Source organism: Shinella granuli (genome assembly GCF_004341885.1).
GTDB classification, from domain to species: Bacteria; Pseudomonadota; Alphaproteobacteria; order Rhizobiales; family Rhizobiaceae; genus Shinella; species Shinella granuli.
This window is the reverse complement of record NZ_SLVX01000021.1, coordinates 17,812-34,865: the sequence shown is the minus strand read 5'-3', so window position 1 is coordinate 34,865 and position 17,054 is coordinate 17,812. Positions and strand designations below refer to the sequence as shown.

Genomic DNA, 17,054 nt, shown 5'->3' with positions numbered 1-17,054 from the left:
GCCCTTGCTCGACGCACAAGCGCTCCTCCAAGCCTTCGTGCAATCGATTGCGAGGATGAGGTATCACGGCACTTGCGTTTGGTCAAGGATTTTTGCAATCGATTGCGTGCGGCGCCCACGATCTGCTAATATGTGCAAATCAGAGGAGATCAGATGCGGCAGAAACGGATCACGCTGAAAGACATCGCCCGGGAGACGGGCGTGCACGTATCCACCGTCTCCCGGGCGCTGGATCCGGTGGAGCGCAAGTCGATCACGGAAGAAGTCGCCAGCCGCATCCAAGCGGCGGCGGATGCGCTGGGCTATCGGCCGAACCGCATCGCCGCCGGCCTTCGGACCAATCGCACGATGACCGTGGGCGTGATGATCCCCGACATCACCAACGTCATCTTCCCGCCGATCCTGCGCGGCATCGAAAGCGTCCTGGAGCCGCTGGGCTATGCGTCGATCATCGTCAACACCGACAGCGAACGGGATCGGGAAAGCCGCCTCGTCGACGTGCTGCGCGACCGCGGCGTCGACGGCATCATTCACGCGGCCGTGCTGAGGAGCGATCCGTCCATTGCCAGGGCGGCGGCTGAAGGGCTGCCGGTGGTGACGCTGAACCGCATGGTCGAGAACTCGCAGATCCCCTACATCATCAATGACGAGGATGCCGGCATCTGCGAGATGCTGCGCCATCTGCGCGATCTCGGGCACCGCGACATCGCGCACCTCGCCGGCCCGCAGGACCTGTCGACGGGCCAGCTTCGCCTGGCCGCCTTCCGCAATGCCGCCGCGACCCTGTCGCTCGAATTCCGGCCGGACCTCGTGGCGACGGCCCGGCGCTTCGACGAGCAGGAGGGCGCGCGGGGCATCCGGGACCTCCTGGCATCGGGCCGGACATTCACCGCCGTCCTCTGCGCCAACGACCGTCTCGCGCTGGGCGCGATCGACGAGCTGCGCGAGCATGGCATCGACTGCCCCCGCGAGGTCTCCGTCACCGGCTTCAACGACATGCCGTTCCTCGACCTGATCCGCCCCCGGCTGACGACCGTCCGCATCCTCCAGCACAGCGCCGGCCAGACTGCTGCCACGGTGCTGCTGCAACTGATGAATGGCGACAAGGCCGAAGACATCCCCATGGAGACCATCCTGCCGGTCGAAATCGTCGTTCGCGAGAGCACGGCTCCCGCCGGGAGCCTTGTGCGATCCTGAAAAGCGGAATGTGCCTTCGCGGCCATTCCGGCGGAGAAAAGGCGGCCCATCCCGTGGGAAGAAGGCGCCCCTCGATCCTATTTCGTGGTGTAGCCGCCGTTGACGAGGATGGTCTGGCCGGTCATCCACCAGCCGTCGGAGACCAGGAAGCGGATATGGGGGACGATGTCCTCGATATCGGTGAGGCCGGTCTTCGAGAAGCCCGACAGCGCCGCGGCGGTCTTGTGGTAGGCGACCGCATCCGCACCCTCGGCCGGATAGAAGAAGGGCGTGTCCATCGGGCCCGGCCCGATCGCCGTCACCGAGATGCCGCGTTCGCCGAATTCCTTCGATGCCGCCCGCGTGAAATGCTCGACCGGCGCCTTGGTGCCGGCATAGCTCGCGTAGAAGGGCGTGAAGGCGCCGAGCAGCGAGGTGACGAGCGTCACCAGCTTGCCGTTGTCGTTGAGATGCTTGCCCGCTTCCTTGATGAAGAAGAAGGCCGTCTTGGCGTTGACGGCGCTCATCTCGTCATATTCGGCCTCGCTGATCTCGACGATGGGCTTCTTCAGCACCTTGCCGACGGTGTTGATGGCGATGTCCGGTCGGCCGATGGCGTCGACCGCATCGGAGAACAGTTTCTCGACCGCGCCGGCTGTGGTCAGGTCTGCCTGGAAGGCGACGGCCTCGGCGCCTGCAGCCTTGACGGCGGCCACGGTGGCGTCGGCCTCCGCCCTGGTGGCCGCGCTGTTGTAGTGGATCGCGATCGCCCTTGCGCCCTGCGCGGCAAGATCGCGGGCGACCAGCCCGCCGAGATTCTTCGCGCCTCCGGCGATGATGACGATTTTGCCTTTGATGCTGTGATCGGGCATGGGTGGCCTCCTTTGCCAGCGTGCGATCGTACCGCGATCGCTTCCGTTCAGGAACCATATCGTCTAGAACTGGCTGATAAAGACGGCCATTCTGACATCACTTGTCAGAAATTCCGCGCAATCGGAGAGGCAAGACCCGTGGACCGCATCGATCTCTTCCGTATCTTCGCGCGCGTCGTCGAACAGGCGAGCTTCACCCGCGCCGCCGATACGCTGGGGGTGCCCCGTTCCTCCGTGTCGGCGGCCGTGCAGGAACTGGAGGCACGCGTGGGCGCGCGGCTGCTCTACCGCACCACCCGCAAGGTCTCCCCGACCCAGGATGGGATCGCCTTTTACGAACGCTGCCAGCGGGTCATCGCCGACGTCGAGGACACCGAGAACCTGTTCCGGCATACGGCCGCCCGGCCGTCGGGCAAGCTGCGGGTCGACGTGCCGGGCCGGATCGGGCGCCTGATCATCACGCCGGCCTTGCCCGGCTTCCTCGACGACTATCCCGGGATCGACATCGACCTCGGCGTCACCGACCGCGCGGTGAACCTGGTCGAAGACGGCATCGATTGCGTGCTGCGTGTCGGCCCGCTCGGCGATTCGGGCCTGATCGCGCGGCCGATCGGTGAACTGCCACTGATCAATGTCGCCAGCCCCGCCTATCTGGCGCGTCACGGGACGCCGCGCGCGCCGGAGGATCTGGGCCATCACCGGGCGGTCAACTATGCCTCGCCATCCAGCGGCCGGGTCGAGGATTGGGAATGGGTCGAGAACGGGACGCTGCACAGGGCGCGGCTGCAGGGACGCGTCACGGTCAACAGCGCCGAGGCCTATATCGCCTGCTGCCTCGCAGGCCTCGGGCTGATCCAGATTCCGGCCTATGACGTCAGGGAGCATCTCGAAGCGGGGGAACTGGTCGAGGTGATGCCCCGCCATCTTGCCGCGCCGATGCCCATGGCCTTGCTCTATCCCCACCGCCAGCACCTCTCTCGCCGGCTGCAGGTCTTCGCAGACTGGCTGGAGGCGCTGCTCAGGCGGCAGCTTTTGCAGCGTGCATAGGAAACCGGCCGTCAGCGGGGTGCGTGGCCGTTTGTGCGCATGCTACGGCCGGCCGCCCGCCTGCCGCTGATGCGGGCGGCCGGCCCCCGGGAAGAGGAGGGTGAAAGCGCCCGGCTTATCCGACGCGCTTTTCCAGTTCTTCCTCTTCGATCATCGCGCTGGCGCCGGGCACGGCGACGAACTGTTCGAGGGTCATCGTGTCGAGGATGGCAGCGATGGCGTCGCGTACGTCGGTCATGGCGCGGCGGACCTGACAGGCTTCCGGATCCGCGCAGTCCTCGCAGGCCTCATAGGCCGTGCGGCTGGCGCAGCGGATCGGCGCCAGCGGGCCGTCGAGCACGCGGATGGCGTGGCCGATGCGGATCTCCGACGCGGGATGCGAAAGCGAGTAGCCGCCGCCCGGGCCCTTCTTGGAGCGCAGCATGCCGGCATTGCGCAGTTCCAAGAGGATCGTGTCGAGGAACTTCTTCGGAATGTTGTTGCGAAGCGCGATCTCGCTGACGAAAGCGGTTTCGCCAGGCGCCAGCCGGGCCAGGTCCACCAGGGCCTTCAGTCCATATTTTCCCTTTTTCGTCAGCATGTCGGCCTGCTTTCCATCAGCATATGTGCATCACCGGATATACCCGGCAGCGCGGACGCGCGCATCGCGTCCCGCTCGGTTTCCGTCCGTCGTCCTCGGGAAGATCGATCGGCTCACCCATGACGGGTGATTCTGGCTCATTCTTGGCACCGAAGTGCGAAAAACATATAAAAACAATATAATTTATTTTTCAGCGATCCTGCAAGGAAATTGGCATTTTTGCCAAGTGCTTATGCGGATTTTCCGTCGGAGCGTGCTCATTTGGCATCATTTTCCGCTCTGGCCGGTCCTTTGCGCGCGTCCTTCGTCGCGCGGTGCCCTGTGCGGCCCTTCACGGGGCGCACGACTCGTTCCAGTTGCACCGCCGGAAAACGCAAAACCAATTGCGAAGGAACCGCTAAATTGAGGCAAATATTTCTCTACTAAATTTATTGAATATATAGCCTTGAATCACCGGCCCGCGGCAGATCCCGGGCGACGGATTTTTGAGGAGAGACCCATGACCACGACCCGCAGGACCCTGCTTGCCGCGACGGCCGCCCTTGCCCTTACCGCATCCTTCGCCACCGCTTTTGCCGAGGAGGTGACGCTCAACATCGGCTACCAGCCGATCGTCGAGCCCTCCCGCGTGCCGCAGGCCGAGGGCACCTATGAGAAGGTGACCGGCGCCAAGATCAACTGGCAGAAATTCGACGGCGGCGCCGACGTGATCGCCGCCATCGCCTCGGGTTCGCTGGATATCGGCTATGTCGGCTCCTCGCCGCTGGCCGCCGCCTCCAGCCGCGAACTGCCGATCGAGACGATCTTCGTCGTCGGTCTCATCAGCGAGGCCGAGGCGCTTGCCGTGAAATCCATCGAGAAGCCGGAGGACCTGGCCGGCAAGAAGATCGCGACGCCCTTCGTCTCCACCGCGCATTACAGCCTGCTGACGGCGCTGAAGCACTGGAAGGTCGATCCCAAGTCGGTGGAAATCCTCAACCTGCGTCCGCCGGAAATCGCGGCCGCCTGGGAACGCGGCGACATCGACGGCGCCTATGTCTGGGATCCGGTGCTGGCACAACTGAAGAAGAGCGGCACGGTGCTGGCCACCTCGGCGGATGTCGCCGAATGGGGCGGCCCGACCTTCGACGCCTGGATCGTCAGCAAGAAATTCGCCGAGGCGCATCCGGATGTCGTGACGGCCTTCGTGAAGGTGACGGGCGATGCGACGGCGGCCTACCGCGCCGATCCGGAGGCCTGGAACGCCACCTCGCCGGAAGCCGAGAAGATCGCGCGCCTGACCGGCGCCAAGCAGGACGAGGTGCCGGCGCTCCTCAAGGGCTATATCTTCCCGACGCTGGAAGAGCAGGCCGGCGAGGCGCTGCTCGGCGGCGGCACGGTGAAGGCGGTGGCCGATACCTCGGCCTTCCTGCTGGAGCAGGGCAAGATCCCGGCGGCGCTCTCCGACTATACGCCCTACGTGTCCACCCGCTGGGTGACGGACGCGACGAAGCTCGCCTACTGATCCGACGAAACAATCCTGCGGCGGAAGGGCCCGGCAGCGCGGATGCGCTGTCGGGCCATCGCCCGATGGAGCAATTCCAGCAAAAGTGCGAAGCGGTTTTGCGTCCGGAATTGCGGAGAAACAAAGGTTGGAGCGTTTTCGCGATTCGGAGAAGAGCGAAAGAACTCCAGGCGGTCCCTGCTCCCGGAGGTTTCATGAGCACCCTGACATTCCGCAGTGTTTCGCTGCGCTATCCGCCGAGGGCGGCGCGCGCCGGTGTCGGCGAAAAGCTGGTCCTCGACGGCATCGACCTGCAGGTCGCCTCGCACGAGCTGGTCGCCATCATCGGGCGCTCCGGCTCCGGCAAGACGAGCCTGCTCAATCTCGCCGCCGGTTTCCTGGAACCGACCGCCGGCACCATCACCGTCGACGGCGTGCCGATCGAGGGGCCGAGCGCCGACCGGGCGGTCGTCTTCCAGGACGATGCGCTCTATCCCTGGCTCGACGCGCGGGACAACATCGCCCTGCCCTTCAAGCTGAAGGGCGTGCCGCTTGCCGAGCGCCGCGCGCGGGCGGAGCAGCTTCTCGCCCGCGTCGGCCTTGCGGATGCCGGCGACCGGCGGATCTGGGAGCTTTCCGGCGGCATGCGCCAGCGGGTCGGCATTGCCCGGGCGCTCGCCGCCGAGCCGCGTTTCCTGCTGCTCGACGAGCCGCTCGGCGCGCTCGACGCCCTCACCCGCACGCGCATGCAGGAGTTCCTGCTGCGCATCAAGGCGGAAAGCGGGGCGGGCGCCCTGCTCATCACGCACAGCATCGAGGAGGCGCTGCTGCTCGGCACGCGCATCGTCGTGCTGTCGCCCAATCCGGGCCGCCTGACTGCCGAGATCGAGGCGGGCTTCAACGCGGAGGTGCTGAACGGCGCCTCGGTCGCCGCCGTGAAGGCCTCGCCGATCTTCAAGCGCATGCATGCCGGCCTGACCGGCCTTATCCACGCCTCCGCGGAAGAGGAGATCGCCGCATGACACTTTCGACCGACATCGATACCCTGCCGCAGGTGGCGGAAACGGGGGAGGCGGAACGCCCGCTGAAAGCGCGGCCGCTGCCGGTCGCCATCATCTCGGCCATCACGATCGGCGTGATCATCGCCGCCTGGGGGCTCGCCTCCGCCTATGCCCTCGTTTCACCGGTCTTCCTGCCCTCGCCGCGACAGGTCGTGCTCGCCCTCTACAATCTCGTCGTCACGGGCTTCGTCGATGCGACGCTGGCCGAGCATGTCGGCGCCAGCCTCTACCGTATCTTCGGCGCCCTCATCGCCTCCATCCTCATCGGCATTCCCGCCGGCATCGCCATCGGCACGAGCCGTCTCGGCCGCGGCATTCTCGACCCGATCGTGGAATTCCTGCGGCCGCTGCCGCCCCTCGCCTACCTGCCGCTCATCATCATCTGGGTCGGCATCGGCGAGGCCTCGAAGATCACGGTGATCGTGCTTTCCATGCTGCCGTCGATCATCCTGTCGACCTCCGCCGGCGTGCGCGGGGTATCGAAGGATCATGTCAATGCCGCGCGCTCGCTCGGGGCGAGCCGTCGGCAGGTGCTGCGCGAGGTGGTGCTGCCGAGCGCCGTGCCGTCGATCCTCACCGGCGTGCGCATTGCGCTCGGCGCCGGCTGGACGACGCTGGTGGCGGCCGAACTGGTGGCCGCGACGAGCGGCATCGGCTTCATGATCCAGTCGGCGGCGCAATTCCTCGTCACCGACATCGTGATCGCCGGCATCATCGTCATCGCGCTGATCGCCATCCTCCTGGAATATGTCGCCCGGCAGATCGAGCGGCGCCTGGTGCCCTGGGCGGCGCATCGCTGAAGGATCGGGCGAGGCACGAAATCGAGACGGCCGCTTCGTGATTTGGAAGGGGTGCCGCCGGTTTGGTGACAAGCATCGCCCCATCCGCCAATCGTCATCCTCGGGCTTGACCCGAGGATCCACGCGTCACGGTACATGTTGAGTTTGTGGCATGGCTCCTCGGGTCAAGCCCGAGGATGACGGAGGAGGACCTGGCCGCCCTCTGGCCTCATCCGCGATGATCGAGACGGGCCGTCAGGCGGTCGCCCAGCCACTGGATGCCGCAGACGAGCACGATCAGCACGGCGACCACCGCCACCATCACCGAGGTCTCGAAGCGCTGGTAGCCGTAGCGGATGGCAAGGTCGCCGAGGCCGCCCGCGCCGATGGCGCCGGCCATGGCGGAGGCGCCGATCAGCGTGACGAGCGTGACGGTGAAGCCCGCAACGATGCCGGGCAGCGCTTCGGGGATCAGCACCTCGCGCACGATGGTCCAGCGGTTGCCGCCCATCGCCCGCACCGCCTCGATCAGGCCGCGATCGACTTCCCGCAGGGAAACCTCGGCGATGCGCGCATAATAGGGCGTCGCGGCGATGGCGAGCGGCACGATGGCCGCCCAGGTGCCGATCGACGTTCCGACGATGAAACGCGTGACCGGAATGAGTGCCACCAGCAGGATGATGAAGGGCACGGAACGGAAGCCGTTGATGACGGCGCCGAGCACGCGGTTGATCCAGAGGTTTTCCGCAATGCCGCCGCGCGCGGTGGCGACCAGCGCAAGGCCGAGCGGCAGGCCGAAGACGAGCGAGATGACGCCGGAGGCGGCCGTCATCACGACGGTTTCCCATAGCGAGCGGACGAGAAGTTCAAGCATGACCGGCGACATGGCCGAGGACCTCCACCTGCGCGCCGAAGCGCTCTGCCAGGGTTGCGAAACGCGCGGCGGCCTCGGCCGGCACGGCGATGAAGAAACGGCCGACCGCCTGTTCCTGAATATGGTCGACGCCGCCGTGGATCAGCCGGTAGCCATCCGGAAATTCGGCGGAAAGCTGCTGGAAGAGCGGGCCCGTGGCCGCGGGGCCGGCAATGTCGACGCCAAGGATGGCCTCGCCCGTTACGTCCGCGACAAGCTTCTGGGTGATATGGGCGGGCAGTTGCGGGCGGATGCCGCTGAGCAGGCTCTTCGTCGTCTGCGCCTGCGGCGTCGCGAAGACCTGCCAGACCGGCCCCTCCTCGACGATGCGGCCGGCATCGAGCACCGTCACGCGGTCGGCGATGGAACGCACCACCTCCATCTCGTGGGTGATGAGCAGGATGGTGAGGCCGAGCTTGCGGTTGATGTCCTTCAGCAGTGTGAGGATCGCGCGGGTCGTTTCCGGGTCGAGCGCGGAGGTCGCCTCGTCGGAAAGCAGCAGCGCCGGGCTTGCGGCGAGCGCCCGGGCAATGCCGACGCGCTGCTTCTGGCCACCGGAAAGTTCCGACGGATAGGCCTTCGCCTTGCCCTTGAGGCCGACGAGGTCGATGAGTTCGGCCGCGCGCGCCAGGCGCTTCGCCTTCGGCCAGCCCTCGATCTTCAGGGGCAGGGCGACATTCTCCTCGACGGTCTTGGCCGAGAGCAGGTTGAAATGCTGGAAGATCATGCCGATGCGGCGGCGCAGCGGCTGCAGCTCGGCCTCGCCAAGGCCGGTGATCTCGCGGCCTTCGATTGCGATGCTGCCGCTGTCCGGCCGTTCGAGGCCGTTGAGGCAGCGGATGAGCGTCGACTTGCCCGCGCCGCTGCGGCCGATGATGCCGAGGAACTCGCCGCGGCGCACCGTGAGCGAAACGCCGTCCAGCGCCGCGGTCGCGCCGAAGCGGCGGCGCACGTCGGCAAGACGGACGACATCGTCCTCCCGGACGGCCGGCTCGGCGACCTGGCTTGTCACATGGGTGTTCATTTGCGGTTCCCTTCCGGAAACGACGAGACAGCCCGCGATGGCGCGGGCGCATCGCGAGCTGTCCTGCTGGTTGGATGGTGGCCTTAGTAGGCGCTGATGCCCGTGCCCTTGTAAACCCGGTCGAACTCCGCCTTCACGACATCGTTCTGGTAGGCTTCGACCAGCGGCTTGACCCAGGGCTCGTCCTTCGATTCCTCGCGCACGGCGATGAAGTTGCGGTACGGGTTGTCGTCGACCGGCTCCTGCGCGATGCGGTTTTCCGGGGTGAGGCCGCTCTTCAGCGCCCAGTCCGTGTTGACGATCGCCGCGTCGAGGTCGTCGACCGAGCGGCCGACGATGCCGGCATCGAGTTCCTTGATTTCCAGGTTCTTCGGGTTTTCGGCGATGTCGGCGATCGTGGCGAGGATGCCGGTGCCGTCCTTCAGCTTGATCAGGCCTTCGTTCTGAAGAACGCGCAGTGCCCGGCCCTCGTTGGACGGGTCGTTCGGCACGCCGATGGCGGCGCCGTCCGGAAGGTCGGCGACCTTGGCGTGCTTCTTGGAGTAGAGGCCGATCGGCCAGACGGCCGTGTAGCCGACCGGGACGATCTTGTAGCCGTGCTGCTGAACCTGGTTTTCCAGATAGGGAAGATGCTGGAAGGCGTTCGCGTCGATCTCGCCGCGGGCAAGCGCCTCGTTCGGCTGGGTATAGTCGTTGAAGACGACCGCCTCGATGGTGAGGCCCTTCTTGGCGGCTTCCGCGATCACGACGCGCCAGACGTCCTCGTCCTCGCCGGAGATAATGCCGACCTTCAGGTCCTTCTTGTCCTCGGCAAGGCCGGGTGCGGGAAGCGAGAAGGTGGAGACGGCGGCGGCTGCCACCGCAAGGGCCGCAAGGGCGGCGCGGCGGGTGAAGAGAGTGCTTGCGAGGAGCTTCTTGTTGGTTTTCGACATGCTGGCCTGCTTTCGCGATTGGGAGGATCGACTGCGAAACATCGTTGTTTCTGCCGGTAAAATCGCAAATGCCGCTTTTGTGGACAACGAATGGCGGTTTATTGGGCAGGCGGAAACGGAATTTTCGCTCCCGGATATCACGGCGGGGCGGAAAATATTTTCTACTGAAATTGTGAACTATGCCGGATGCCGAACGCAGCCTAGAAGGTTGGCGGCGTGTTGATCCAGATCAGCACGGTTTCGCCGTCGTGGCGGTTGCGCCAGGCGTGGCGGCGGCAGCTTTCGAAATAGAGGCTGTCGCCGGGGCCGAGATCGTGGAATTCGTGGCCGTCGAGCACCATTTCGATGCGGCCGGAAAGGACGTGGACGAATTCCTCGCCTTCGTGCTTGTAGGCGCCGTCGGAGGAGGCGCCGGGCGCGAGCACGAAGCGGTGGCAGTCCATCATGTTGCGCCCATCGGCCAGCACCTGGATGGTGACGCCGGGGGAGGTCTCGGGCCAGAACTTCCACTCCCCTGCCCGCACGACCGAGCGGTTCTGCTGCTCCTCCTCGCCGGAGAGTTTCGAGACGGTCGTGCCGTAATAATCAGCAAGGTCGTGCAGCACGCGAAAGGTCACGCCCTGCGAGGTGCGCTCGAAGGTGGAGAGCACCGACGTCGCGATGCCGATATCGCCCGCCACCTGGTCGAGCGTCTTGCCGGCGGCATGGCGCAGGCTTCGCAGCTTGCGCCCGACGCCCTGGTGCGCCTCGCCCTCGGCGGAGGGGGCATCGTTGGCGGGTTCCTCGGCCTCGAGCGCCTCGCGGATGGCGGCCGGGTTGAGGCCGCGCTCGGTCCTGTACCAGGCAATGCGCTTCAGCCGCGCCACGTCGTCGGCGCTGTACTGGCGATGGCCGGTTTCGGAGCGCCCCGGCACGACGAGCCCCTGTGTTTCCCAAAGCCTGAGCGTGGAGGCCGAAACGCCGGCGAGCCGCGCGGCCTCCGCCACCTTGTAGTGCACCGGTTCTTGCGAACCCATCGCGCCAATCCCTGATTCTGTGTAGTATTCTCTATAGCATTCCGGCGGCGGTCGCCGGCTCGAAAAACCGCTGTGTCGCCGCCGTAAAATGCCCGTTGCATTCTTGCAGAAAAAATGTAGGAATTCCACTTGAGACTTGCAGAAAAAATGCAAGTTAATGCGGTTCCGGCAAAAGCGCAGCGCGGTTTTGCATCCGGAACTGCGCGAATGCTCCATTATTAGAAGCCTCCAGATTCAGGATAGCGCCATGACCGCAACGCCCCTCACAGACCGCAAGAACGCCGCCATCTCGCGCGGCGTCGGCATGACCACGCAGATCTACGCCGACCGTGCGGAGAATGCGGAGATCTGGGACAAGGAAGGCAACCGCTACATCGACTTTGCCGCAGGCATCGCCGTCGTCAACACCGGTCACCGCCATCCGCGCGTCATCGAGGCCGTCAAGAACCAGCTCGATCGCTTCACCCACACCTGCCACCAGGTCGTGCCCTACGAAAACTATGTCGAGCTCGCCGAGCGCCTGAACGCCATCACCCCCGGCAACTTCGCCAAGAAGACGATCTTTGTCACGACCGGCGCGGAAGCCGTCGAGAATGCCGTGAAGATCGCCCGCGCCGCCACCGGCCGCCAGGCCGTCATCGCCTTCACCGGCAGCTTCCACGGCCGCACCTTCATGGGCATGGCCCTGACCGGCAAGGTCGTGCCCTACAAGGTCGGCTTCGGCGCCATGCCGGCCGACGTCTTCCATGCGCCCTTCCCGGTCGAGATGCACGGCACCACGGTCGAGCAGTCGCTCGGCGTGCTGAAGAAGCTCTTTGCCGCCGATGTCGACCCGAACCGCGTCGCGGCGATCATCGTCGAGCCGGTGCAGGGCGAAGGTGGCTTCTATCCGGTTCCCGTCAATTTCATGAAGGCGCTGCGCGAGATCTGCGACCAGCACGGCATCCTTCTCATCGCCGATGAGGTGCAGACCGGCTTTGCCCGCACCGGCAAGCTGTTCGCCATGGAGCACTACGGCATCGCGGCCGACATCATGACCATGGCCAAGGGCCTCGGCGGCGGCTTCCCGATCGCGGCCGTCACCGGCCGCGCGGAGATCATGGACGCGCCCGGCCCGGGCGGCCTCGGCGGCACCTATGCCGGCAGCCCGATCGGCGTTGCGGCGGCCCATGCCGTTCTCGACGTCATCAAGGACGAGGACCTCTGCAACCGTGCCGAAAACCTCGGCGCCCGCCTCAAGCAGCGCCTCGCCTCGCTGCAGGACAAGGTTCCCGAGATCGTCGACATCCGCGGCCCGGGCTTCATGAACGCCGTCGAGTTCAACGACGTTTCGACGAAGCAGCCGAGCGCCGAGTTCGCCAACAAGGTGCGTCTGAAGGCCCTCGAAAAGGGCCTGATCCTGCTCACCTGCGGCGTGCACGGCAATGTCATCCGCTTCCTCGCGCCGATCACCATCCAGGACGAGGTGTTCGCCGAGGCGCTCGACATTCTCGAAAGCGCGATGATCGAAGCCCGCGCCGCCTGACCGGCGCCGCACACGTTAGAATCACATCCTCCCAAGGCAACACCCGGAGCATCTGCTCCGGGTGAACGGCCGTCCACGTCCGAAAGGAACGAAATCATGGCCTTCTATGATGCCCTCAACAGGCACCTGAAGTCGTCCGAACTCCTGCGTGATGCAGGTTATGTCAACGGCAACTGGATCGGCGGGAACGGCGCCGAAACCTTCGATGTCTTCAACCCCGCGACCGGCGAAAAGCTCGCGACGCTGCCCGAAATGGGCGCGACCGAGACCGCCGCGGCGATCGACGCCGCCTATGAGGCGCAGCCGCTCTGGGCTGCCCGCCCCGCCAAGGACCGCAGCGTGCTGCTGCGCAAATGGTTCGATCTCATCGTGGCGAACGCCGACGAGCTGGCCGCGATCCTCACCGCCGAAATGGGCAAGCCGCTGCCGGAAGCCAAGGGCGAGATCCTCTACGCCGCCTCCTATGTCGAATGGTATGCGGAAGAGGCCAAGCGCATCAACGGCGAGACGATCCCCGCCCCGTCGGTCGACAAGCGCATGCTGGTCATCAAGCAGCCGGTCGGCGTCGTCGGCACGATCACGCCGTGGAACTTCCCGGCCGCGATGATCGCCCGCAAGGTGGCGCCGGCGCTCGCCGTCGGCTGCACGGTGGTCTCCAAGCCGGCCGAGCAGACGCCGCTTTCGGCCATCGCCCTTGCGGTGCTCGCCGAAAAGGCCGGCCTTCCCGCAGGCGTCTTCAACATCATCCTCGGTACGGACGGCCCGGGTATCGGCAAGGAACTCTGCTACAATCCGAAGGTCCGGAAGATCTCCTTCACGGGCTCGACGGAGGTCGGCCGCATCCTGATGCGCCAGTGCTCCGACCAGATCAAGAAGGTGAGCCTGGAGCTCGGCGGCAATGCGCCCTTCATCGTCTTCGACGACGCCAATATCGACGCGGCCGTGGAAGGGGCCATGGCCTCGAAATATCGCAATGCGGGCCAGACCTGCGTCTGCGCCAACCGTCTCTATGTGCAGTCGAACGTCTATGACGCCTTTGCCGAGAAACTGGCGAAGAAGGTCGCCGAACTCTCGGTCGGCGACGGCTTTGCCAAGGGCACGACCATCGGCCCGCTGATCGAGGAAGCCGCGATCGACAAGGTCGAGGCGCATATCGCCGATGCCGTCTCCAAGGGCGCCTCGGTGGTGGCCGGCGGCAAGCGCGTCGAGGGTAAGGGCACATTCTTCCAGCCGACCGTGCTGAAGAACGTCGCCCGCGGCATGACGGTCGCCCGCGAGGAGACCTTCGGTCCGGTCGCCCCGCTCTTCCGCTTCGATACCGTCGAGGACGTGATCGAGCAGGCGAACGACACCGAATTCGGCCTTGCCGCCTACTTCTTCGCCGGTGACCTCAAGAAGGTCTGGAAGGTGGCGGAAGCGCTCGAATACGGCATGGTCGGCGTCAATACCGGCCTCATCTCCTCCGAGGCCGCGCCCTTCGGCGGCATCAAGCAGTCCGGTCTCGGCCGTGAGGGCTCCGCCCATGGCGCCGACGATTATCTCGAACTGAAATATGTCTGCATGGGCGACGTCGCCTGACCACACCGAGATCGCCCCGCGTTAGCGGGGCGGTCCTCATGCGGCGTCGATATCCGTCTGCGGAAAATCGTCGCCCTTGTAGAGCAGCGGGATGTCGAGTTGCCTTGCGCAGGCATAGGCAAAGCAGTCGCCGAAGTTGAGGCCTGCTGGGTGGCGGCCCTTGCCGAAGCGTTGGTGGGCGTCGACGGCTGCTGCTGCGATTGTCGACTCGATGGCAATGACCTGGACTTCAAACAGCCGGATATAGGCCTCCACCTCGCGCAGGGCAGCGTTGGGCTCAAGCCGGAAAATACGGCTATATGCGACTGACGCTTCCCAAAGCGCCATGGCCGAGGTTACCCGCGAACGCGCGGTCGCCAGGCGTGCAGAAAGCGCTTCGGCATCGCTTTCGTTTGTCATCATGGCGACGATGGCTGAAGCGTCGAGAAACATCAGTCCTCGTAGAGACTGTCGATGAAGGCCTTGTCAGCCTTGAGGCCAGTAGGCGCGTACTTCCTGTTGAGTTCCCGTGTCATGGCGACGGCCTTCTCGACCAGCGTCGGCTCGCTTTCCGCGCGCTGCAACTCATGCATCAGCGCCTGCCGCACCGCCTCGGTCTTGCTGACCTTGCGCAGCGTGGACAGCCGTTCGGCAAGCCGGTCGACCTCCTGGTCCTTCACGTAGAGCGGCATGGTATATCCTTCCTCGTTTGAAGGTATATATACCACGCCGGCACCTTGCCTGAAAGATCAGGCCGGCTTCACCGCGTCAGGATGCGCCGCCCGGAAGGCCGGGAGGGCGCGGCAGGTTTCGGCGATGCGCCGCACCCGTTCGAGATCCGACAGGTCGATGCCCCAGCGTTCGGCATTGTAGACCTGCGGGACGAGGCAGAAATCCGCCATGGTGGGCGTGTCGCCATGGCAGAAGGTCCCGGTCGCCGGGACGGCAAGGAGTTTTTCGACGGCGAAAAGGCCCTCGCCGATGAATTTCCTCATCCAGTCGACGCGGGTCTCCTCCCCTCCCCCCGTGATCGTCATGACATGGCCGATGACGCCCGTGTTGCAGACGGCGTGGATTTCCATGGCGATGGCATAGGAGAGCGTGCGCACCCGCTGCCGGCCGAGCGGATCGGCGGGCAGGAAACGCGCCTCGGGGCGCGTTTCGGCGAGGTATTCGATGATCGCCAGCGACTGCGTCAGCGTGTGTCCGTCGATCGACAGCGCCGGCACGAGGCCCTGCGGGTTGCGGGCGCGGTGTTCCGGCGACCGTTGCTGCCCGGCCAGAAGGTCGATGGACTCGCGCCGATAGGGAAGACCGAGGCTTTCCAGCGCGATGCGTACGCGATAGCTGGCGGAGGACCGCCAGTAGTCGTAGAGGATGATCTCGTCCTGCACGGGCTCAGTCCTTCTCGTGCCGCTCGACGGTCTGCTCGATCGCGCCGAAGATCGAATGGCCCGCCTTGTCCTTCATCTCGATGCGCACGGTGTCGCCGAACTTCATGAAGGGGGTCTTGGGTGCGCCGGACGTAATCGTCTCGATGGTGCGGATTTCGGCGATGCAGGAATAGCCCGCCCCGCCCTCGGCGACCGGCTTGCCGGGGCCGCCGTCGAGCTTGTTGGAAACGGTGCCGGAGCCGATGATCGAGCCGGCGACGAGCGGCCGGGTCCTGGCGGCATGGGCAACGAGCTCGGCGAAATCGAAGGTCATGTCGACGCCGGCATTGGCCTTGCCGAAGGGCTTGCCGTTCAGCGAGACGAGAAGCGGCAGGTGCAGCCTGCCGCCGTCCCAGGCCTCGCCCAGTTCGTCGGGCGTGACCGCGACCGGTGAGAAGGCCGAGGAGGGTTTCGACTGGAAGAAGCCGAAGCCCTTGGCAAGCTCGCCCGGGATGAGGCCGCGCAGCGACACGTCGTTGACGAGCATGACGAGCTTGATCGCCTGCCGCGCTTCCTCGACGCTCGCCCCCATCGGCACGTCGTCGACGATGACGGCGATCTCGCCCTCCATGTCGATGCCGAAGGCCTCGTCCGCCGCAAGGATCGGGTCTCGCGGTCCGAGGAAGCTGTCGGAGCCGCCCTGATACATCAGCGGATCGGTCCAGAAGCTTTCCGGCATCTCGGCATTGCGCGCCTTGCGCACCAGCTCGACATGGTTGACATAGGCCGAGCCGTCCGCCCACTGATAGGCGCGCGGCAGCGGCGCGGCGGCGTCGTGCTCGTGGAAGCGGGTGGCCGGCTGCGAGCCGGTCTCCAGCCCTTCGGCGACCCTTTCCAGCCGCGGCGCGACGTGCTCCCAGTCATCCAGCGCATCCTGCAGGGTGCGGGCGATGTGCCCCACTTCCGAGCAGCGCGTCAGGTCGCGCGAGACGACGACCAGGCGGCCGTCGCGGGTGGAATTTTTCAGTGTCGCAAGCTTCATGCGTCCTACTCCCGATCTTGTTTCCGGCCGTGCGATCGTGTCATCTACCGGCCTGTCTCCACCCTCGTGCGCCGGTCGTGCCGACGCATCGCATTTCCGAGGAAATCCCGTCTTGAACCGTACGGTGCTGAATTCCCTGCTGCTGGCCGCCGGCTTCATCGGCGCGACGGCCATCATCCTTTATACGATGGGTCAGCCGCTCATCTGCAAGTGCGGATATGTCAAACTCTGGCATGGCGTGGTGATTTCTTCGGAAAACTCGCAGCACCTGTCCGACTGGTACACGCCGAGCCATATCATCCACGGCATCCTGTTCTTCGGCCTCTTCACGCTGATCCTGAGGAAGGCGAGCCTCAACCTGCGCCTCGCCCTCTCGCTGGTGCTGGAATGCGCCTGGGAGATTCTCGAAAACACCGACATGATCATCAATCGCTATCGCGAATCGACGATCTCGCTCGACTATTTCGGCGACAGCGTGATCAATTCGAGCGCGGACATCCTCGCCATGGTGGTCGGCTTCTTCCTCGCCGCGCGCCTGCCCGTCTGGGCCAGCGTCGCGATCATCATCGTCTTCGAGGCGATAACCACCTGGCTCATCCGCGATGGCCTGGCGCTCAACATCCTGATGCTCGTCTGGCCGCTGGAGGCGGTGAAGGCCTGGCAGGGCGGGTGAC

19 protein-coding genes are annotated in these 17,054 nt (G+C 65.5%); 9 read left to right on the top strand and 10 right to left on the bottom strand.

All coding sequences use genetic code 11. The features are described 5' to 3' along the window. Positions 1–153: 153 nt before the first annotated feature. Positions 154–1,197, top strand: coding sequence for a LacI family DNA-binding transcriptional regulator (locus tag EV665_RS24610; RefSeq protein WP_133036065.1), 1,044 nt, complete (start codon positions 154–156; stop codon positions 1,195–1,197). 77 nt (positions 1,198–1,274) lie between these two features. On the opposite strand, the gene EV665_RS24605 is transcribed toward EV665_RS24610, so the two are convergent. Beyond that, the gene (locus tag EV665_RS24605) at positions 1,275–2,048 is read right to left on the bottom strand and encodes an SDR family oxidoreductase (RefSeq protein WP_133036064.1); all 774 of its coding nucleotides are present in this window, start codon (positions 2,046–2,048) and stop codon (positions 1,275–1,277) included. A 138-nt stretch (positions 2,049–2,186) separates the two neighbouring features. Between EV665_RS24605 and EV665_RS24600 the strand changes: the two genes are divergently transcribed. After that, a complete protein-coding gene (locus EV665_RS24600) occupies positions 2,187–3,095 on the top strand; it encodes a LysR family transcriptional regulator (RefSeq protein ID WP_133036063.1) in 909 nt (302 codons plus the stop codon). Between the two features lie 115 nt (positions 3,096–3,210). Here the strand turns inward: EV665_RS24600 and EV665_RS24595 are convergent, their stop codons facing one another. Beyond that, entirely contained in the window at positions 3,211–3,675 is a 465-nt protein-coding gene (locus EV665_RS24595; RefSeq protein WP_064332775.1) for an RrF2 family transcriptional regulator, read from the bottom strand. Positions 3,676–4,174: 499 nt separating this feature from the next. Between EV665_RS24595 and tauA the strand changes: the two genes are divergently transcribed. The 3 genes from tauA to EV665_RS24580 all read left to right on the top strand — a co-directional run bounded on the left by tauA (position 4,175) and on the right by EV665_RS24580 (position 7,019). After that, positions 4,175–5,179 carry a taurine ABC transporter substrate-binding protein gene (gene tauA / locus EV665_RS24590; protein WP_133036062.1) on the top strand — a complete coding sequence of 335 codons (1,005 nt, stop codon included), beginning with the start codon at positions 4,175–4,177 and terminating at the stop codon, positions 5,177–5,179. Positions 5,180–5,373: 194 nt separating this feature from the next. Continuing rightward, complete coding sequence (locus tag EV665_RS24585; protein ID WP_064332777.1) at positions 5,374–6,180, top strand: taurine ABC transporter ATP-binding protein; 807 nt, start codon at positions 5,374–5,376, stop codon at positions 6,178–6,180. Continuing rightward, positions 6,177–7,019, top strand: coding sequence for an ABC transporter permease subunit (locus EV665_RS24580; RefSeq protein WP_133036061.1), 843 nt, complete (start codon positions 6,177–6,179; stop codon positions 7,017–7,019). Before EV665_RS24585 ends, EV665_RS24580 begins: the two co-directional genes overlap by 4 nt. 208 nt (positions 7,020–7,227) lie before the next feature. Here the strand turns inward: EV665_RS24580 and EV665_RS24575 are convergent, their stop codons facing one another. The 3 genes from EV665_RS24575 to EV665_RS24565 all read right to left on the bottom strand — a co-directional run bounded on the left by EV665_RS24575 (position 7,228) and on the right by EV665_RS24565 (position 9,867). Beyond that, entirely contained in the window at positions 7,228–7,884 is a 657-nt protein-coding gene (locus tag EV665_RS24575; RefSeq protein WP_064332778.1) for a methionine ABC transporter permease, read from the bottom strand. Next, complete coding sequence (locus EV665_RS24570) at positions 7,865–8,935, bottom strand: methionine ABC transporter ATP-binding protein (RefSeq protein WP_133036060.1); 1,071 nt, start codon at positions 8,933–8,935, stop codon at positions 7,865–7,867. The genes EV665_RS24575 and EV665_RS24570 overlap by 20 nt, the downstream gene beginning before the upstream one ends. 83 nt (positions 8,936–9,018) lie before the next feature. After that, on the bottom strand, positions 9,019–9,867 hold the full coding sequence (locus EV665_RS24565; protein WP_133036059.1) for a MetQ/NlpA family lipoprotein: 849 nt from the start codon (positions 9,865–9,867) through the stop codon (positions 9,019–9,021). On the opposite strand from EV665_RS24565, the gene EV665_RS24560 reads away from it, so the two are divergent. Further along, positions 9,854–10,090, top strand: a complete 237-nt coding sequence (locus EV665_RS24560; RefSeq protein ID WP_133036058.1) for a hypothetical protein — start codon at positions 9,854–9,856, stop codon at positions 10,088–10,090. The two genes, EV665_RS24565 and EV665_RS24560, sit on opposite strands and share 14 nt — an antisense overlap. Here the strand turns inward: EV665_RS24560 and EV665_RS24555 are convergent. Continuing rightward, complete coding sequence (locus EV665_RS24555; RefSeq protein WP_064332781.1) at positions 10,068–10,883, bottom strand: MerR family transcriptional regulator; 816 nt, start codon at positions 10,881–10,883, stop codon at positions 10,068–10,070. The genes EV665_RS24560 and EV665_RS24555 overlap by 23 nt on opposite strands. A 247-nt stretch (positions 10,884–11,130) precedes the next feature. On the opposite strand from EV665_RS24555, the gene EV665_RS24550 reads away from it, so the two are divergent. Further along, entirely contained in the window at positions 11,131–12,408 is a 1,278-nt protein-coding gene (locus EV665_RS24550) for a 4-aminobutyrate--2-oxoglutarate transaminase (RefSeq protein ID WP_133036057.1), read from the top strand. 96 nt (positions 12,409–12,504) lie between these two features. Then, entirely contained in the window at positions 12,505–13,986 is a 1,482-nt protein-coding gene (locus EV665_RS24545; RefSeq protein WP_133036056.1) for an NAD-dependent succinate-semialdehyde dehydrogenase, read from the top strand. A gap of 36 nt (positions 13,987–14,022) precedes the next feature. Here EV665_RS24545 and EV665_RS24540 read toward each other — a convergent pair whose 3' ends face one another. The 4 genes from EV665_RS24540 to EV665_RS24525 are packed head-to-tail and all read right to left on the bottom strand — an operon-like array spanning position 14,023 to position 16,380. Further along, the gene (locus EV665_RS24540; protein ID WP_133036055.1) at positions 14,023–14,418 is read right to left on the bottom strand and encodes a type II toxin-antitoxin system VapC family toxin; all 396 of its coding nucleotides are present in this window, start codon (positions 14,416–14,418) and stop codon (positions 14,023–14,025) included. After that, positions 14,418–14,657, bottom strand: a complete 240-nt coding sequence (locus tag EV665_RS24535; protein WP_133036054.1) for a type II toxin-antitoxin system VapB family antitoxin — start codon at positions 14,655–14,657, stop codon at positions 14,418–14,420. Before EV665_RS24535 ends, EV665_RS24540 begins: the two co-directional genes overlap by 1 nt. 57 nt (positions 14,658–14,714) lie before the next feature. Beyond that, positions 14,715–15,359: a maleylacetoacetate isomerase gene (maiA, locus tag EV665_RS24530; RefSeq protein WP_133036053.1), complete on the bottom strand. Its 645-nt coding sequence runs from the start codon at positions 15,357–15,359 to the stop codon at positions 14,715–14,717. Between the two features lie 4 nt (positions 15,360–15,363). Next, entirely contained in the window at positions 15,364–16,380 is a 1,017-nt protein-coding gene (locus tag EV665_RS24525; RefSeq protein WP_064332786.1) for a fumarylacetoacetate hydrolase family protein, read from the bottom strand. Positions 16,381–16,492: 112 nt separating this feature from the next. Here EV665_RS24525 and EV665_RS24520 point away from each other — a divergent pair, with 112 nt between their 5' ends. Beyond that, positions 16,493–17,053 carry a DUF2585 domain-containing protein gene (locus EV665_RS24520; RefSeq protein WP_245337444.1) on the top strand — a complete coding sequence of 187 codons (561 nt, stop codon included), beginning with the start codon at positions 16,493–16,495 and terminating at the stop codon, positions 17,051–17,053. Position 17,054 lies beyond the last annotated feature (1 nt).

Coding starts and splice junctions, on each gene's coding strand:
- EV665_RS24610 (WP_133036065.1), top strand. CDS start 154: ATGCGGCAGAAACGGATCACGCTGAAAGACATCGCCCGGGAGACGGGC.
- EV665_RS24605 (WP_133036064.1), bottom strand. CDS start 2,048: ATGCCCGATCACAGCATCAAAGGCAAAATCGTCATCATCGCCGGAGGC.
- EV665_RS24595 (WP_064332775.1), bottom strand. CDS start 3,675: ATGCTGACGAAAAAGGGAAAATATGGACTGAAGGCCCTGGTGGACCTG.
- tauA (WP_133036062.1), top strand. CDS start 4,175: ATGACCACGACCCGCAGGACCCTGCTTGCCGCGACGGCCGCCCTTGCC.
- EV665_RS24585 (WP_064332777.1), top strand. CDS start 5,374: ATGAGCACCCTGACATTCCGCAGTGTTTCGCTGCGCTATCCGCCGAGG.
- EV665_RS24580 (WP_133036061.1), top strand. CDS start 6,177: ATGACACTTTCGACCGACATCGATACCCTGCCGCAGGTGGCGGAAACG.
- EV665_RS24575 (WP_064332778.1), bottom strand. CDS start 7,884: ATGTCGCCGGTCATGCTTGAACTTCTCGTCCGCTCGCTATGGGAAACC.
- EV665_RS24570 (WP_133036060.1), bottom strand. CDS start 8,935: ATGAACACCCATGTGACAAGCCAGGTCGCCGAGCCGGCCGTCCGGGAG.
- EV665_RS24565 (WP_133036059.1), bottom strand. CDS start 9,867: ATGTCGAAAACCAACAAGAAGCTCCTCGCAAGCACTCTCTTCACCCGC.
- EV665_RS24555 (WP_064332781.1), bottom strand. CDS start 10,883: ATGGGTTCGCAAGAACCGGTGCACTACAAGGTGGCGGAGGCCGCGCGG.
- EV665_RS24550 (WP_133036057.1), top strand. CDS start 11,131: ATGACCGCAACGCCCCTCACAGACCGCAAGAACGCCGCCATCTCGCGC.
- EV665_RS24545 (WP_133036056.1), top strand. CDS start 12,505: ATGGCCTTCTATGATGCCCTCAACAGGCACCTGAAGTCGTCCGAACTC.
- EV665_RS24540 (WP_133036055.1), bottom strand. CDS start 14,418: ATGTTTCTCGACGCTTCAGCCATCGTCGCCATGATGACAAACGAAAGC.
- EV665_RS24535 (WP_133036054.1), bottom strand. CDS start 14,657: ATGCCGCTCTACGTGAAGGACCAGGAGGTCGACCGGCTTGCCGAACGG.
- EV665_RS24525 (WP_064332786.1), bottom strand. CDS start 16,380: ATGAAGCTTGCGACACTGAAAAATTCCACCCGCGACGGCCGCCTGGTC.